Below are 17,042 nucleotides of genomic sequence, written 5' to 3'. Positions count from 1 at the left end.
ACTCTTTTGTTTTTTTTAATTTTTTACTATTTAAGTTCCCTATCAAAAATCTTAATAAAAAATAAGAATAAACCTCAGTTCCCATCAAGATTGTAATTAGAAGAATAATAAAAATAATAACCATAATAAAAATAATGGAGATAAAAAAGTAAATATAATAATTTCATCTAACTTTCTTTATTAACTTTTGATTAGAAAAGTTTTTAATTTTATATAATTATTTTTTATTTTTATTTAATTCTTTTAAACTATCATTCTGATTTTAATTATTCTTTTTATTATTTTTATTAGTTTAATGATACTTGATTATAGCATCCCTTAAAAAATAGATCAACCCCTACTAAAAACCCTATAACTTCCTAAATGTTTTATATATGCCACATGCCTCTTTAACGCCTCTATAAGATCCTCCTCATTGTCAGGAGTTATGTAGTCGATGTAGAATATATAGTTGCCCAACTCCTCCTTTGAGGGCCTTGACTCTATCCTCGTTAAATTGACCTTAAAATCGTTGAATACCTTTAATATCTCGTATAGAGCACCTGGCCTATCCTCTATCAGTTTTACTATAACTGTAGATTTTTTCGTCTCATCTCCCTTTAACTCCAACTTTGATCCTTTTCTTCCAATAAGTATAAACCTTGTGGTGTTGTTTCTGTAATCCTGTATTCCCTCCTCAAGGACCTTTAAATTGTAGAGTTTAGCAGCCTCCTTTGAGGCAATTGCTCCAACCTCTTCACTTCCTAGAGATCTAACCAACTTAACAGCCTTGGCGGTACTGGATACTGGCACAACTTCCCAACCATGCTTTTTTATATACTTTCTACACTGGGCAAGTGCCTGGGGATGGGAGTATACTCTCTTTATCTTTTCTTTGTTATATCCCACTAGACAGTGATTAATATTTATATCCAACTCTCCATATATTCTGATCTTGTCGTAGAACTCCAATAGTAGATCCTGGGTAAGAGATACAGATCCTTCTATGGAGTTCTCAGATGGTACAACACCATAAGCGTCATTTTCACTGTTTTCTAACGCCTGAAAAACATCGTATATAGAGTTGCAACATACTATAGTATTTTTTCCCAGGATTTTAGAGAATATTTTAGCAGCCATTTCAGAGTAACTTCCTTTAGGACCTAAACAGTAGATCATATTTTTTCACCATAATAAAAGAAAGGTATTTATTGGATTGTCAGTAATAATAAAGTAATCCTATAAAAATGGTAAACTTACTTCTAATTATATATAAAAGTTAAAAGTAAAAATTATTATTAAAAAAATAATAATTAATTAAAAATAAAAAATATGAAATGCTCAATTCTAGGAAAATTGTTTTTATCAGATTTTTACTATATGCAGTCTCTAAACAAAGTATTTATAAACTATTGTAATAGATAAAATATCAGTAATATTATTTCCAGTGAGGTTATATCATGAGTACTAAAGATAAAAAGGAGTTAAAAATCCTCTGTCCCATATGTGGTGGGGAGGAGTGTATAAACAAATCTACTGTAAATCTATATCTAAGTACAGTTGAATCTTTTTTTAGGTATAAGAAGGACAACAGCGATAGATCCTGTGAAAGGTATCCAACAGTTGGCGATATTGGAGAATGTGTGAAAACCTCCAAGAGGATATGGCTGTGTCCTAACTGTAAAAAACCCTTTGAGGCAAACTACAAATCTGGGGAAACTACAATTCAATGTCCCAACTGTAACAGTACCCTCAGTATCCCAGCATCCCATAGGACTCTATGTTAGTACTTATCAACTAGTTTGGCCTCTTTGACTATATAAACTCCAGATCTTCCATCCCAGAGGATCTCGTAATCTACTACAACTATCTTCTTTTTAAAGTAAGGTGCATCGAAGACAAAGGTCTCAGCCTCTCCACCCTCAAAGGCTTTATTTATCCCATACCTCTCCATAACTTCTATTAACTTTTGGAGATTGTTCTCATCGATAGTTTTTCCAAGATACTCCTTCCCTAACCCGTATGCAGACACACTGACGATCTTAAACTGGAAGAACTTGACAGCATCTCTAAGTATCAACTCCTGGTCCTTGTGCCAGAGTGGAGCGAAGGACCTTATACCTAACTCCTCACATATGTGGTCTATCCTCCTCCTCTGGTATTCACTTGCAATCGCCCCACTAACCACTCCATCAATATCCAACTTCTCTAAGGCTCTCTTTAGATCCAGTACCTCTTTCTCCTTCTCTCCCTTAGTATATACCCTTACAAGGGGGATACCTGTACTCTGGGAGACTAACTCTGTTAACTCTACATTGGGAACATGGAACATATAACTCTCTCTGTTTTCAGGTACTACATTTACTAAGTACTTAACGTCCCAGCCTTGATGTAGCGCCCACCACAGGGCATATGCAGAATCCTTTCCTCCAGAGTAGAGTGCAGCCACCTTCAACGTTTTCACCTTTAATAGAGAATTTTTACAATATTTGGATAAACAATTATCGAAATGATCTTAATAAAGTAATAAATGATTATTATAGATATTAAAACCTTAATTTTCATTAAAGTAATGATTTAAATAATAAAAATTATAATTAAAACCCTACTTCCCATCAAAAGAATAGTTTAAAAAATAATAAAAATAATTATAAAAAATAATAAGATAAAAAAATAAAGAAAATGTTTAAAATAAAAACTTCTATAACCCAGATATAACATTTTTAAAAAGAAGATTGGAGGAGAATGATCCTCTGAATACCTTCTAATTAGTGGATATCAGAATATGATTTTCTATCTTACCTAAAGGTTCGGAAAGATCTTTAAAAGAATAGGTTTTATATTGATTATTTTCATTATGATTTATAATTATATTGATTATCTTTTATTATTTTTTAATTACTCCTTGGTGGGAACTAAGGTTATAATTAAAATATAATACTTTTAACAAAATTAATAATAGCAACCTGCTAAGAAGGATCTACTCCACTTCCATAGTGTCTTAGAGCGTCCTAGGAGGTGATTATTTATCTCTTATTTTGATTTTAATATCTTCTTTTTATATTTTTATTATAATTAACTTTTTTATTATAATTATTGCTATTCTTATCAGGATTTTTTGATGGGAATTAGAGTTAAATATTAAAATAATATTAAAAACAAAGTTAAAAAATAAATAAAATCATAAAAATAAAAAATATCATTGTTATTTAAAGGAAGTTATATGAAAAAGTAATCCAGATTATTATTATTTATTAATCTCTTCAAGATACTCTTAAATACTAAATAGAGTAGGAAAGACTCGATACACTGTATATTTCTTATTAATAACAAAAAATTCCGAGGGTAAAGATGCCTAAGGTTAAAGAGATAATGAATAGAGATTTTATAACACTGTCTCCCGATATGGTGGGAGGGGAGGCTATTGAGTTGATGTATAGAAAGAACAAAACCTACGCTCCAGTAGTTGAAGATGGGAAACTTGAGGGATGGGTTAGAGCCCTGGATCTAATGGTGGGATGTAAACATTCAAAGGTGGAGGATCTCATGCTCTATATCGATGAGATAAAGGTGTTAGAGGAGGATGAAGAGATCTTTGAGGATTTAATAGAGGAGATGATAAAGAAGGAGGTTGTAGGCTATCCTGTGGTTAATGAAAATAGGGAGGTAGTAGGTACACTCTCAGTTTTTGATCTTTTGAAGTATTTCAGATCCCTTAAGTAATTAAAATGGAGTATTATAAACCCTAGTTCCCACCAACGTGATAATATAAAAAATAATAATAAAATAAAAAATAAGAATAAAAACTAAAAATTAAAAAGTAATCCTACTTGTTTTTCAGTGTGTCCAAAAAAGGTTATATTTTTACATCTATCAGAATTTTATTCCTTTTATATTATTCCTCTTAAAACTTTTATTATTTTTATCATAATAATAATTATTATATATTTTTAATCACTATCTTAATGGGAATTGGGGTAGTATTATAAACTTTATAATAGAACCTCTGTTAACGAGGGAATTATTAGTTTTTTCTCCAGACGTCCAGGTTATTTAGATCTTATTTTTTTATTTTTTATTTTCATTAATTTAGTAAAAGATATTATACAAAATTAATCCTTTAAGAAAACTATAAAAACTATCCCAACTAAAATATTTAACATAAATTAAAAAAATGATCCCTATGGATAATTTAGAGATATTCTACAAACTTTTAAGGGAGTACTACAGTAAGAAATTTAGGGAGTATATCACTCCAAAGGAAATGAATATAGTAGATAACAACTGTGAATACTTAGGCATTCCTAAGATACTTCTAATGGAAAATGCTGGAAAATCTGTTGCAGAGGGGGTTTCAAAGTATCTAAGGAGGGACTCTAAAAATAGAGTATACGTATTCTGTGGTCTTGGGAATAATGGGGGAGATGGGTTTGCAGCAGTCCGTCATCTAACAGATTACTGTAGTTTTGAGGATACTTTAACAGTTGTACTCCTTGGGAGAGAGGAGTTTATAAAAACCTACGAGGCAGGGGAGAACTTTAAGATACTGAAAAATATAGTTCAGTTAGATTTTAGACTTGATATTAGAGAGGCGCCATGTATAGAAGGGATATTGGAAGTAATAGGAGAGATTGAGAATAACAGAGAGGATAATATAATCGTTATAGACGCCCTCCTTGGAACTGGCATTAAGGGGGAACTTAGGGAGCCCTTTAAAACCTTAGTAGATAGCCTAAATAGATTAAGATGTAAAGGGAATGTTAAAATAGTATCTGTAGATGTTGAGACTAAGGGATTAAAAGGAGATTTAATAGTAACCTTCCACAGGAACAAGATGGAGAATGACGTTAATAAAACGGTAATTAAAAAGATCGGCATTCCTACAGTAGCCCACTATGTGGTAGGTTGGGGAGATATGTACGCCCTCTCTAAGAGGGATCCTAATTCCCATAAAGGTGAGAATGGGAAGGTCTTAGTAGTAGGAGGTTCTAAGAGGTACTTTGGTGCACCGATACTCTCTGCATTGGCATCCTCAAAGATCGTAGATCTAACAACAGTAGTTTCAGTTAAACCTACCATAGAGGCTCTGAGGAATTATCCTCATCTTATAGGTTATGAGGTTGAGGGAGATTATTTAGGTGGAGATTGTATAGATGAGGTTGTGGAACTCTCCAGAGGTTATGATGTAGTAATTCTGGGAAGTGGTTTAGGGACAAATGATGATACTAAAGAGTTTGTAAATGGATATCTGAATGAGATCGGAGATAAGAAGGTAGTGATAGATGCAGACGCTATAAAGGTTATAGACTACAGGGATTTTGAGTTTAAGGAGAACTTTATATTTACTCCTCACAGGAGGGAGTTTGAGTATATGGGAATAGATCTTGAAGATCCTACTTCGTTGGAGGATATAAAATCCACCATACTCTTAAAGGGTAGATACGACATAGTTTTTAACAGTGAAAAGATAAAGATAAACAAAACTGGTAATGTAGGGATGACTGTAGGAGGTACTGGAGATGTACTCTGTGGTATAGTGGGTGCTCTCTTCTCTAAGAATGATGGGTTTATCTCTGCATGTTGTGGAGTTTATATAAATGGATATGCAGGGGATATGCTGTTAAGTGAAAAGGGATACTACTACACACCTATGGATCTCATAGAGTGTATTCCCAAGGTACTAAGTATGTTTAAATAGGAGGGATACGATGGAGAAGGAGTATTCAAAGGGAGATCTACATATCCACACCAAATATTCAGGTATAATGAAGTATATGGGGTTGAAGTTTCCAGACTCTGTAGAGGAACCTAGGAACGTTATGAAGTACGCCAAGAAAAAGGGTCTCAGTGTTATAGCAGTTACAGATCACAATACAATAAGGGGAGGGCTGGAGACTCAGAAACTTGAGAGGGAGTTTGGGGTAGAGGTTGTTGTTGGAAGCGAGATAATGACTAAGGATGGGGAAGTTATAGGATTGTACTTAAATGAGGAGATTCCTAAGGGACTCTCTGCAGAGGAGACTATAGAGTTGATCCATGAACAGGGAGGTTTAGCAATAGCACCTCATCCCTACAGTCCTATCTGTCATGCCCTGGGAGATAAGATATTTCAGTTGGATCTAGACGGTGTAGAGGTATTTAACGCCTACCACAGAGACGGCATAATTAACAACATAGCCCTTGAAAAGGTTATGGAAAACTACCACAAGAAACCTGTTGCCTTCATAGGAAATAGTGATGCACATTTGGCAAAGATGGTAGGTAATGGACGTACCTACTTCGAGGGAACCTCTAAGGACGACCTCTATAAAGCAATTGTAAATAGAAAAACTACCTACGGCGGTAGTCCTACACCTCTCTGGGATATAATACTCTGGAGTTATAAGATAGTCTACGAATCTGAGAAGAAACTTCTTAAATCTCTGTTCTTTAGGAATGAGTTAGATATACCGTTTTATAAGAAGATCCTTGCAATGTTCAGTGGATTGCTGTATATCGGTACTCCTCTACCTTTTATCTCAGGGATCCTTGGTAACTACTACCTCAAGAGGAAGGCTAAGAGCAAGTTAAAGGAGGTGCATATTTAAATTTTTGATAGGAAATGTCATAAATCATGGACATATAAAAATAATAATAATTATAAAAAATTTAATTAAAAATCAGAAAATAGAAAAAATTTAACGTTAGTTCTTACCAAGTAGTGATTAAAAGAACTATGAAAAAATGAAAAATAATAATAATTGTTAAATAAAAACATGATTAAAATAATCAGTATAAAATCTATATAAAAACTCTTAAATATCCTTAGGATCTTCTGAACCCTTAGATAATATTATGAGATCTTATTCTGAATTCATGTATTAGAAGATATATGGGATCATTCTCCTCCAATCTTATTTTTAAAATTTCTGTATCCGGAATTAATAGAAGTTTTTATTTTTAATTTTTTCTTATTTTTTATCTTATTATTTTTATAATTCTTATTATTTTTTTAAACTATCCTTTTGATGGGAAGTAGGGTAGTTATTATTGTTTTATTTTTATAATTATTGTTATTCTTATTAGAATTTTTTGATGGGAATTAGGGTAGAAAAAATTTAAATTATTTGAATAGTTGGACAAATATAAGATTTGTTAATTTTTTCTATAAGGATTTTTTACTCTTAAATTATTTTTTTATTATTTTTAATTTTATTACTATCATTTTTCTAATCCATCCAATTATAAGTTGAAAGTATTGATGAACTTAACTAACCCTTTATCCTACTATCCTCTTCGTTGTATATTATCTCCTTCTCTGTAATGATCCCGGTGATCAACTCAAAGGGAGTTATATCAAATGCGTAGTTGTAGGCTCCCATACCTTCAGGTGCTATCCTCACTCCATCTATATAGAGTACCTCCCTCTCATCCCTCTCCTCGATTATCACATCCTCTATAGAACTCTTAGAGTCAAAGGTTGATGTTGGAGAGGCTACATAGAAGGGTATGTTATGATATTTGGCAAGTATAGCCAGGGAATAGGTACCTATCTTATTGAAAACTGTATAATCCCTTAAAACTCTATCTGCTCCAACTATAACCTTATCTATCATCCCTCTTTTCATCAAAAAACCTGCTGTATTATCAGTTATTATCTTCGCTGGGATTCCCTCATACTTTAATTCGAAACTTGTCAACTTTGCTCCCTGTAATCTTGGCCTCGTTTCATCAACTATAACCTTTATATTTTTTCCTCTATAGTGTGCAAACCTTATAACACTTAGGGCAGTTCCATAGGCAGAGGTTGCAAGGGCTCCAGCGTTACAGTGGGTTAGTACAGTATCTCCATCCTCAATAACCCTCTCCCCTATTTCACCTATCCTCCTACATACCTTTTTATCCTCTTCATGGATAAGTTTCGCCTCATCAAGGATGGATCTGTTGCTATTGTAAGCCTTCATACACCTATCCAAAGCCCAGAATAGATTTACAGCAGTAGGTCTCGTGTTTTTTAACCTATGATACGCTTTTTCAATATCCTCTCCCTTTATCTCTGCAAGTGCCATCCCGTAGGCTGCACTTATCCCTATTGCAGGGGCGCCCCTTACAACCATATCCTCGATGGCAAAGGCAACGTCCTCGTAGTTATTACATATGAAGTACTCCAACTTATGGGGCAGTTTTCTCTGATCTATGAGGATAAGTTGACTGTTTTTATCATCCCATATTATAGGTTTTAGAGTATCTTTTTCCATATTATCCCTTTTAAATGTTAATGATAAGACATGGATGGATCTTTTTCTAATTTAGGATAAAATATGTGTGTATAGATTTCGTTAAGTAGTGTTGTTACTTAATATTATAAAATTATATTTAACAGATAAAAACTATTCATATCACGTAAAAATTATAAAAATTAAAAATAAATAAATTTAAAAATTGTTAGATATATAATAAAGAATAAATTTCGTCGTCGTTCTTGAGATATTCTAAAATACCAGTAAAATATGTAAAATCTGTAGTCTTTTCTAGTTAAGAATCTATAGTACTTTTCAGAAGAATATGATACTATCCTTATTCTAAGTTATATTATATACTATTAGGATCTACTTAACTACTCTTATTATTTTTTCATCACAATGGTGAAAATTATGCTTTTGAAGAATCTGATACCTTATAAAAGAGCCAGAGACATAGTATTTAAAATGCTGGAAAAATTAATCGAAAAAAGGACCAAATTAACTCCTATATACGAAGTTTATAACAAAATATCCTCGGAAGATATAGCGTCTCCTGAAGATCTACCTATGTTCAACAGATCTGCCATGGATGGTTACGGAGTAATAGCAGAGGATACCTTTGGAGCCTCTGAAATAAATCCTGTAATACTAGATCTTCTAGAGGATTCCAATACACCTGTTAGAAATGGTCAATGTGTTAAGTTATCCACTGGGATGGCAACACCTGAGGGCGTAAATGCAGTGGTAATGAAAGAGTACTGTATAGAAGGAGATGGATTTGTAGAGATCAGAAAAGGAGTTCGTCCTTATGAGAATATATCCAAAGTAGGAGAAGATATTAAGAAGGGAGATCTGATAGTTAAAAAGGGAGAGGTTATTACTCCTTACCATATAGGAATGCTCTCCTCCTTAGGTATAAGACATATCAGAGTTTATGATTTAAGTATTGGGATAATATCCACAGGGGATGAATTAATAGATCTGGAGGATTTCACCAGTACAGAGGAGTTGAAGAGGAAAAAGTATATAATAAATTCTAACACTCCCATGTTTTACGCTCTAATAAAAGAGTTGGGATTCACTCCAAAGATGTATAAAAGTGTAGGAGATGATAAAGAAGAGATAAAAGAAGTTCTATTGAAGGCCATGAAAGAAAACGATATAGTAATTACCACTGGAGGCACGTCGGTGGGAGATAGGGATTATACTATTGAAGTTGTTAAAGATATTGGAGAGTTGATAATCCACGGAGTACAGATAAGACCAGGAAAACCTTTCGGATTTGGAAGTTGCTCCTTGGAGGATAAAGAGGTGCTTCTCTATATACTCTCAGGGTATCCAGTTGCTGCAGTGGTACAGTTTGAGCTGTTCTTCAGAAATTACTTCAAAAGTAGAAGATCTGTATATCTACCACTGAAGAGAGGTGTGCCCTCAACACCAGGAAGGACAGATATAGTTAGAGTAAAGTTAGTCAGTGAAAACTGTAGAACCTACGTTGAGCCTCTAAGGATCAGGGGGAGTGGAGTACTCTCCTCTCTTAAAGATGGGGATGGGTATATAATAGTGGATGAAAATATAGAGGGTTATGAAAAAGGAGATTATGTAAAGGTTTATCTATTTTAACTCTTTGATAAATAAAATAATAATTAAATTATAATTATAAAAATAAGAAATTCTAAAAAATTTCTTTTTTATTATATAGTTTAAAAGGACATAATAACTCCAATTCCCATCAAAAAATTCTAATAAGAATAACAAAAATTATAAAATAATATATAAAAATAAAAGTATAAAAGGAAGTATTAAAATCAAAATAAGAGGTAAATAATCTCTCCTAGGGTGCTTTAAAATACTATGGGAGTGGAGCAGATCTTTCTTAACAGTTGCTATTATTAATATTATTATTTTTATGTTATTTTTATTTATTTAAATCATCACTTTGATGAGAATTAAGGTTTATTTTATTATTCCTCTTAAGATTTTTATTACTTTTTTATTATTCTTCTAATCACAGTCTTGATGGGAACTAGGGTATTAACTTTAATTTTAAATTTTTATTTTCATTTTAATTTTTGTTATAATTTTTAATTTAAATATTTTTTATATTTCTGACTACCATAAAAGTTAATTAATGAATTATTATATTTTTTTACTTCAGTGCTCCCAAATATCTATCTAGAAGTTCCTTTTTCTTCAGATATCTAAGTAGTTGGTTAGGTTTATTATATTCCTTTATTAAATTTCCAAGGGAGGCATCTCCCCTAGATAGAACACACTGAACAACCATAGAGTTGAAATTCTCATAACTAACCTGGATACCGTATTTTTTCAAGGATTTCTCAATGTATTTAATAGTACTTTTAGATTCCATATTAAATGGTTCCCTCTCAAATTCTGTGCAAGGCTTTGGAATAAATGGATTCACACTTACAGATACTCTCCTAAACTTCTCTTTAACATCTTTAGAGAGGTTTATTATTTCCTGAATATCTTCCCTTTCCTCTGTAGGCAATCCTACCATAAAGTAAAGTTTTACTCCTTCAATCCCTCTCTTTTTCGCAATTTCCAAGGCTCTCTCTATATCTTCACTGGATATGTCCTTCCCTATATAGTCTCTTAACCTCTCGCTCCCTGCCTCTGGTGCAATAGTTAAGGTTTTAATATCAAGTACTTCCAAAAGTTCCTCACTTATAGTATCTGCCCTTAATGAGGAGGGAGATATTTGAATATTGTAATTGTTCCTTATATACTGGCATAGATCTATTATATACCTATAGTCCCCAACTGAGGGGGATATAAGTGCTACCTTCTCAGCATCTGTGTATTTTAATCCCTCATCTACAAGATAGGTGAGATCCTTTAATTTCCTAAATCTAGGAGGGTAGTATATACCTCTAGCCATACAGAACTTACATCTCCTTGGACAACCTCTCCCTATCTCTAAGAGATATGCCTTTCCATAGGCCCCTGAAGGGTGAGTAAACTGTTTTATCGGATAGTCTTCAATACCAAGTTTCTTGGGATACACCCTCTTTATACCCTTGAAGTCCTCCCTACTTCTACCATGATACTCTGGAAAATAGGCTCCCTCTACATCTGTCTCTCTGTTAATGAGACGGTACATAATATCTGTACCTTCGATCTCCCCTATTACAAATACATCGAAGAAATCACTTAGGGGTAGAGGATTGGCCATACTACAGGGACCTCCTCCAATAAAGATGGCTTCTGGATTTTTACTTTTAAGTTCCTCTACTATTCTTACTACGTTGAAGTAATCGTTCTCGTACTGTAGGGTAATGATTATAGCGTCTTTATTCTTTATCTGGGAGTAGTTCTCTAAGAAGTACATATCACAATGGATATCCCTATACCTATTAAGGTGATAATAGAGGACATGCATAGCTAAACAGGAGATGCCTCCTTTGAACTTATTTGGATATATAAGTGCCACATTTTTCATATTTGATACCTAAGGGGTTATAGGTATATCTAAAACCTTATTGAATAAATAATAACTCTATCGAAGATTTCAAATAATAATTATAAAAAATATAAAGAATTATATTAAAAACATTAAACAGGAAAAAAATAAATTAGTAAAAAAGAAATATGACTATATTCCATGAACTACATTGAACACTAGAGAAATAGGTTAGGATTTCTGTTAACTTCTTTATTTAATAGATTTTTACCACTTTTATTATTATATTTATGGTATATGTATACGGTCCTGTCCACATAAAACAAACATCATATATAACAATGTACATAAGATACTATTATGCTAAGAGTAAAAGATATTATAAAGGAATTAAAAATCTTTAAGAGGAACAAAATACCCATAGAAATTAAAACACTCGCCATTGCAACCTACATTCAGACATCTTCAGTAAGAAGGACTGCCAGAATTCTTTCAGAGATTTATCCAGTCTCAAAAACATCAGTTTGGAACTGGATAAATAAGTTTAAAGAAGAATTATCCATTACAACAGAGGAAAGAGAAAGAGATCTAATAGCGGTGGATGAAACTGTTGTTAAAGGTGGCGGGAAGCACTATTACGTTTATTCAGCTGTAGATGTTGAGAGGAATGAATTAATTTTAATGAGAGTCTATACAATAAGGAATCATCTAATTACGAGGTCCTTTGTAAAGAAAGTACTGAAGTACTGTAGGGGTGAGCCTAAATTCCTTATAGATAAAGCCCCATGGCTAATTAGTGCTCTAAAAAGTCTTAATTTAAACTTTGAACATCAGACTTTTGGGCGGGGGAGTTTGATAGAATCGGTGTTTTCTTCTCTGAAGCAGAGGGTAAAGATCTTTTTCTGCTCTATTAATGCTAAAAATCCTGTTAGAAACTGGAACTTCTTTTGTAGGTTATTTGTTCTGTATTATAATAAACTGAGGTGGTGTTTATGTTAAGTGGACAGGTCCAAATTTTTTATTAATATTCTATTTATAACTTTTATCGTTAACCTAGTTCTCATTATAAAAAATAATAATTTAACAATAAGAAAGATAAAAAATAATAAAAGAAACCTTCAAAAAATAAAACCATCTATCCCGAATAATAAATATAATATTTCTCTTCTATTTCTGAATATTGAAGGAGATTCTCCGAATATCTGCTAACTACAACGATAGGTATTTTATATTATGATAGAATTTTTCCATCCTATCCGGTGTTTAGAAACATCTTCAATATGATTTATAGCAATTTATAAGATTTCATTCCATTTTTAATTTTAATAAATTGTTTTTTTATTAATAATATTATTATAATTCCTTTTAAATTACTACTTTGATAGGAATTGAGGTTTATTATAATTATTTTTTATTATATCTTAAAAATAAAAACTAGAATAGGTTTAATACAGGTTAAGGATCTCACTACATACTTTCTAACTTAATTGAGCACTAAAGAAAGGAGTTGAAGTATCTATTAACTTTCTTCTTAGGTTTTTCCTTTTTATATTTTTTATTTTTTTAATTATCTTTATCTGTTATAATTATTAGTGAAAAATAAGATAACTACCTATAATCTACCTCTACACCTAAGATATTCCTCACACCCTTCAATATATCCTCTGCAATTAGAGCACCTCCAAGGGCACCACTCTCCCCCTCTAGTAAATAGAAGTTTCCGTCTATGTACTCCTTTAACCTCTCTGGGATGGCAAATTCCTTAATGTTGACAAGGGATCCTGTGAGTACTACATTTCTACTGGGATTTAGTATCATAAGGGCGTTTATCTCCATGGCTACACTAAGAATTAGGGACTCTACTGCAAGGATGCACCTCCCATCTTTTTTATAACACTTGAGAAGTTCCTCCAATGTATTCTCCACACCTCTATACCTGTCCCTTATTATCTTTATTATGCCTCCAGTTGAAAATGCTTCATTGGCGGTTATCCTCCCACTGTCGATCTCCCTTATCATCTCCAAATCTATAGGTCCATGTAGTAATCCCACTGCTCCAATACAGGCGTCAAAACCTCCAAATACCTTTCCATCCCTTACAATTAAGGTAACAGTATTGGATGATATATCCGATAGGATGAAATCCCGAAGTTGAAATATCTTGTAAGCACTATAGGCCATACAGAGTTTTTCAGGAGAGGCTATATGGGAGTAGAGAGCCCTGAATCTCCTATCTAGACATTTAACACCTCTATGGAGTCCAGGGATTACCACTGCAGGGATATTAGATTCCTTTATCTCATCAAATACCTTGGTCCCTCCTCCTATCTTCTCTCCAGCACCTTCTATACTAACTACACCCCTGTTTTTTACCTTCTCTATTGGAAGTATCCTGTCTATACCATCTCCCATGGAGTAGCACACGGAGATAAGATCTATTTTATTAGGATCTACGTACTTACTTAACTCCTCTATGAAAGATCTATTCTTTATCTCACTACGGGAGAGTACAAAAAAAGTATTTTTACCATTTTCCCTGATACATACCTTAATACCAGAAGTTCCATGGTCTATTCCCACTGTGATCATTGGAACACCTAGTGAAATTTTTCCCTAACCCTTTTCATAATCTTCATAAGCAACTCCCTGTTCTCAAAGACATTTAGGGCCTCTGTTGTATTTTTATCTTTTGTAACTTCTAAGATCTCCCTCAAAACTTCACAGGCAACATCAGGCCTATGTATCCAGGAGCACTTTACACAACTCCATATTTTTTTGCCATCTTTTCTTGTAACGAATTCCCCAAGTTCCTCGTCATAACAGGGATAGAAGGGACAGAAACACCAGAGACACACTTGATTATCAAAATGACAGGGATAGTATTTACAGTCTCTGTTTGCTCCACAGAGTTCTATGACCTTTTTAAAATGTTTTTTAGCCAGATCTATCATAATAATTACACCATAAATAAGTAATTAAAAAGATATTAATAATCTGTTTATTAATAATTAAATTTTAATATTTTTTAGAATATTTATAGTGACATATAAGATTATTTGATAACTTGGTTTATTAGTTAAAAATTATCCAAAGCATATTGATAAAATTAAACCTTAATTCCCATTGAAGTGGTATATAAATATTTAAGTAAAAAAGAGAGACTGTTAGAGTCATAACCAAATAGAAAATTCTCATATCCTCTAAAAGAGTAAAATTCTAATGTTGTCAGGCGAGGGAAATTTAAGATTACTACCCTTTCTACTAATATATTATACTAACTCATCTCAATTATTATTGATATAGTAAGGTACTCATTTACCTTTTTTACTTTTTTAATTATTTGTTATCGATCTCCATAGTTATTATAATTATTATTATAAAAGTAAAAAATTAAACTCTTCTTAAATATTTCTAAATTAAATATTCCTAAATTACTAAAAGAGATAGTCCTCTAACTGGAAATGAGGTTTTTTACATAGTCTAAAAGATCTTCAATACTGTGAAATAGTAGAGGATAGTCCAATTTAGGACGCTCTACAATTATCACCTTTGCACCAGCCTCTTTAGCACCTAGAACCTTCTCATTCAGTCCCCCACTATCACCGCTGTCCTTTGTAATAAGTACGTCGCAGTTGTAGTCTAAAAGGATATACTTGTTCAACTCCTTTGAAAATACCCCTTCCATACCTATTACATTCTTAGAAGGTAGCAACTTCAGAGCCTCAGGTACTGAGATTGGGAGTACCCTGGCAATTAATCTCTCCTTTCCTATCACCTTTACCACAGTTTTTAAGTTTTTAATCCCTCCAAGGTAGAGGATGTTTTTACTACTTAGTTTCACTGCCATTTTTGAGGCTTCTTCAAAGTCTCTCACATAAATAGCGTCTTTATATCTCCTCTGGGGACGTTCATACCTTATATAAGGAATATTACATTCCCTTGAGACATCTATGGCTCTCTTGGAGGCGTTAACTGCAAAGGGATGGGTGGCGTCAATTAAGATAGAGACGTTGTACTCCTTCACTATATCTTTGAGGGTTTTATCTGTACTCTCCCTGGAGATAACTGTATCTGAGTACTTCTCTGCCAACTTACTACCGTAATCTGTTTTTGTAGTTGTGATAGTATAGAATCCCATTTCCTTTAACCTTTTGGATATCTCGATACCATCCTTTGTACCTCCCATTATTAGGATCTTTACGTCTTTTTGAGATTTCATAGGATCACCAAAAAGAATAAAAGATATTGATGTAAAAAGTCTATTATTAATATAGTAATAAACAAAGTATTTAAATTAATAAACAACCAGTGAGAATATCACAAAAATAATAAAAGAAGAATAATTATAATAAAAAATAAAAGTTCTTAAATAATAAAGAATAAATAGCAGGTGGAAAAGTAGAATATAACTCTATTCCTTGCTACACTGAGCACAGGAGAAACAGGGGGATTTCTGTTAAATCTTCTCCTTAGGAGTTTCTGCCATTTTTATTTAATTGCCTTTTTTGTTTATAATTTTTTTTTGTTATTTTTACTCATTATTTTAATAATTATTATTTTTATTTATATTTAAAATGTTATGTTATAGGGTATAATAAAGGTGAGGTTATGAAAAAGAGAAATATTTTAGAGGTTATTTTTGAAGGAACTCTCTGGAAATGTAGGTTGATTGCTATCTTGGCTGTTATATTTGGATTGATTGGAAGTATCTCCCTATTCCTTATAGCCAGTTATGATATTGTTGTAATTAGTGAAAAAGTGTATATGTTCTTTTTTGGAGGTTATCGTCCTTTAAATTTTCACGAGTTATTGATTGAGAAGATCATCGGTGCAGTACATCTCTATCTAGTTGCAGTAGTTATGTTAATATTCTCCTTTGGTATCTATGAACTTTTTATCAGTGAGATAGACGATAGGAAAGATGAGGAAAGTAAGATCTTGGCAATTCACAGTTTAGATGAACTTAAGGATAAACTTGGTAAAGTTGTAATAATGGTTTTAATCATTGGGTTCTTTAAAAGGGTTATGGATATTGATTACTCCAGTCCCATGGAGATGATGTATCTCGCAGGAAGTATACTGATGCTTGCACTGGCACTTCACTTTATGCATAAACCATTTTTAAAGGGGCAGAGATGATCCTTATTTAGAAATTGTAAGGGATTAAAAATATGTTATTAATAATTTATAATAACACACTCTATTTTATTGAAAAGTATGGTGCAGTTTCCAAAAAATTATTGAATTGTAGAGGAGCGCTATCTATTTATTATATATTTATTATCAATATATATTATTTTTTAAGATTTTAAAAGATTTTTAATATTATGTCCATCAAAATTGGAAGTAAAAATATAATAACAAAATTTTCTATAAACTTTGGAAAATTAAATAAAATAGTATAAGTAAAGAATTTT

14 protein-coding genes are annotated in these 17,042 nt (G+C 32.4%); 7 read left to right on the top strand and 7 right to left on the bottom strand.

Translation table 11 applies throughout. The annotated features are described in order from the left end of the window. Positions 1-330: 330 nt before the first annotated feature. The gene (gene pheA, locus CFE53_RS01885) at positions 331-1,158 is read right to left on the bottom strand and encodes a prephenate dehydratase (protein WP_148120212.1); all 828 of its coding nucleotides are present in this window, start codon (positions 1,156-1,158) and stop codon (positions 331-333) included. Between the two features lie 281 nt (positions 1,159-1,439). Between pheA and CFE53_RS01880 the strand changes: the two genes are divergently transcribed. Then, positions 1,440-1,766 carry a hypothetical protein gene (locus CFE53_RS01880; protein WP_253254765.1) on the top strand — a complete coding sequence of 109 codons (327 nt, stop codon included), beginning with the start codon at positions 1,440-1,442 and terminating at the stop codon, positions 1,764-1,766. Here CFE53_RS01880 and CFE53_RS01875 read toward each other — a convergent pair. After that, entirely contained in the window at positions 1,763-2,434 is a 672-nt protein-coding gene (locus CFE53_RS01875; protein ID WP_148120211.1) for a TIGR00289 family protein, read from the bottom strand. The two genes, CFE53_RS01880 and CFE53_RS01875, sit on opposite strands and share 4 nt — an antisense overlap. 896 nt (positions 2,435-3,330) lie before the next feature. Here CFE53_RS01875 and CFE53_RS01870 point away from each other — a divergent pair. The 3 genes from CFE53_RS01870 (at position 3,331) to CFE53_RS01860 (ending at position 6,566) form a co-directional block, all read left to right on the top strand. Then, positions 3,331-3,702: a CBS domain-containing protein gene (locus CFE53_RS01870; protein ID WP_148120210.1), complete on the top strand. Its 372-nt coding sequence runs from the start codon at positions 3,331-3,333 to the stop codon at positions 3,700-3,702. Between the two features lie 460 nt (positions 3,703-4,162). Continuing rightward, positions 4,163-5,677 (top strand): NAD(P)H-hydrate dehydratase, encoded by a 1,515-nt coding sequence (locus CFE53_RS01865; RefSeq protein ID WP_148120209.1) that lies wholly within the window; start codon positions 4,163-4,165, stop codon positions 5,675-5,677. Between the two features lie 10 nt (positions 5,678-5,687). Further along, positions 5,688-6,566, top strand: coding sequence for a PHP domain-containing protein (locus tag CFE53_RS01860; RefSeq protein WP_148120208.1), 879 nt, complete (start codon positions 5,688-5,690; stop codon positions 6,564-6,566). Positions 6,567-7,229: 663 nt separating this feature from the next. Here the strand turns inward: CFE53_RS01860 and mtnA are convergent. Further along, on the bottom strand, positions 7,230-8,216 hold the full coding sequence (gene mtnA / locus CFE53_RS01855; protein WP_148120207.1) for an S-methyl-5-thioribose-1-phosphate isomerase: 987 nt from the start codon (positions 8,214-8,216) through the stop codon (positions 7,230-7,232). Positions 8,217-8,609: 393 nt separating this feature from the next. On the opposite strand from mtnA, the gene CFE53_RS01850 reads away from it, so the two are divergent. Continuing rightward, on the top strand, positions 8,610-9,824 hold the full coding sequence (locus tag CFE53_RS01850) for a molybdopterin molybdotransferase MoeA (protein WP_371678269.1): 1,215 nt from the start codon (positions 8,610-8,612) through the stop codon (positions 9,822-9,824). 526 nt (positions 9,825-10,350) lie between these two features. Here the strand turns inward: CFE53_RS01850 and CFE53_RS01845 are convergent. Beyond that, positions 10,351-11,664: a radical SAM protein gene (locus CFE53_RS01845; protein WP_148120205.1), complete on the bottom strand. Its 1,314-nt coding sequence runs from the start codon at positions 11,662-11,664 to the stop codon at positions 10,351-10,353. Between the two features lie 321 nt (positions 11,665-11,985). On the opposite strand from CFE53_RS01845, the gene CFE53_RS01840 reads away from it, so the two are divergent. Further along, the gene (locus tag CFE53_RS01840) at positions 11,986-12,624 is read left to right on the top strand and encodes a DDE-type integrase/transposase/recombinase (protein ID WP_148119920.1); all 639 of its coding nucleotides are present in this window, start codon (positions 11,986-11,988) and stop codon (positions 12,622-12,624) included. Positions 12,625-13,233: 609 nt separating this feature from the next. Here the strand turns inward: CFE53_RS01840 and CFE53_RS01830 are convergent. The 3 genes from CFE53_RS01830 to cobK all read right to left on the bottom strand — a co-directional run bounded on the left by CFE53_RS01830 (position 13,234) and on the right by cobK (position 15,844). After that, on the bottom strand, positions 13,234-14,214 hold the full coding sequence (locus CFE53_RS01830) for a methanogenesis marker 12 protein (protein WP_148120203.1): 981 nt from the start codon (positions 14,212-14,214) through the stop codon (positions 13,234-13,236). 8 nt (positions 14,215-14,222) lie between these two features. Next, positions 14,223-14,576 carry a cysteine-rich small domain-containing protein gene (locus CFE53_RS01825; protein WP_148120202.1) on the bottom strand — a complete coding sequence of 118 codons (354 nt, stop codon included), beginning with the start codon at positions 14,574-14,576 and terminating at the stop codon, positions 14,223-14,225. Positions 14,577-15,076: 500 nt separating this feature from the next. Continuing rightward, positions 15,077-15,844 carry a precorrin-6A reductase gene (cobK, locus tag CFE53_RS01820; protein WP_253254763.1) on the bottom strand — a complete coding sequence of 256 codons (768 nt, stop codon included), beginning with the start codon at positions 15,842-15,844 and terminating at the stop codon, positions 15,077-15,079. Between the two features lie 404 nt (positions 15,845-16,248). On the opposite strand from cobK, the gene CFE53_RS01815 reads away from it, so the two are divergent. Then, entirely contained in the window at positions 16,249-16,764 is a 516-nt protein-coding gene (locus CFE53_RS01815) for a YqhA family protein (protein WP_172456379.1), read from the top strand. The last annotated feature ends 278 nt before the right edge of the window (positions 16,765-17,042 follow it).

Origin of the sequence: Methanofervidicoccus sp. A16, assembly GCF_003351865.1 — an archaeon.
Classification (GTDB): Archaea; AGJL01; Methanococci; order Methanococcales; family Methanococcaceae; genus Methanofervidicoccus.
This window is presented reverse-complemented; position numbering and strand designations above follow the sequence as displayed.